The organism is Ruminococcus sp. 1001136sp1_2201st1_G3_2201SCRN_220225, assembly GCF_040924365.1.
GTDB classification, from domain to species: domain Bacteria; phylum Bacillota; class Clostridia; order Lachnospirales; family Lachnospiraceae; genus Blautia_A; species Blautia_A faecis.
This window is the reverse complement of sequence record NZ_JBCOME010000143.1, coordinates 1-1,004: the sequence shown is the minus strand read 5'-3', so window position 1 is coordinate 1,004 and position 1,004 is coordinate 1. Positions and strand designations below refer to the sequence as shown.

Genomic DNA, 1,004 nt, shown 5'->3' with positions numbered 1-1,004 from the left:
ACTGCTTCCTAGCCTCCCACCTATCCTGTACATGCAATACCGGACCCCAGTACCAAACTGGAGTAAAGCTCCATGGGGTCTTTCCGTCCTGGCGCAGGTAACCAGCATCTTCACTGGTACTTCAATTTCACCGGATGCATTGTCGAGACAGCGCTCAAATCATTACGCCTTTCGTGCGGGTCGGAACTTACCCGACAAGGAATTTCGCTACCTTAGGACCGTTATAGTTACGGCCGCCGTTTACTGGGGCTTAAATTCAAAGCTTCGCTTGCGCTAACCTCTCCTCTTAACCTTCCAGCACCGGGCAGGCGTCAGCCCATATACCTCACCTTTCGGTTTCGCATAGACCTGTGTTTTTGCTAAACAGTTGCTTGAGCCTATTCTCTGCGGCCACTTCTCAGTGGCACCCCTTCTCCCGAAGTTACGGGGTCATTTTGCCGAGTTCCTTGACAATGCTTCTTCCGCCGGCCTTAGGATTCTCTCCTCATCCACCTGTGTCGGTTTACGGTACGGGTACGGTATAAACAATAGCGGCTTTTCTTGACGCATGGCTCACGGACTTCGCTACTTGTATTTCGCTCCGCATCACAGCTTCCCATTGACACCCGGATTTGCCTGAGTGTCTGGTACCCTGCTTGCACCGGGCTTTCCATTCCCGGCTTCCGCTTTCCTTACGTGTCCCCACAGTTCTGTCATACCGCAGTACAGGAATCTCCACCTGTTGTCCATCGGCTACGACTCTCGTCCTCGCCTTAGGCCCCGACTTACCCAGGGCAGATCAGCTTTACCCTGGAAACCTTGGATATTCGGCCTAAAGGATTCCCACCTTTATCTCGCTACTCATTCCGGCATTCTCTCTTCCATGCAGTCCACAGCTCCTTACGGTACTGCTTCGTTCCGCATGCAATGCTCCTCTACCGATCCTTGCGGATCCCTTAGTTTCGGTGGTACGTTTCAGCCCCGGACATTTTCGGCGCAGGGCCTCTCGACCAGTGAGCTATTAC

The 1,004-nt window shown here is 53.2% G+C and carries 1 rRNA gene; it reads right to left on the bottom strand.

The window, feature by feature from the left end:
* A 23S ribosomal RNA gene (locus AB5642_RS20315) occupies positions 1-1,004 on the bottom strand; the annotation flags it as partial.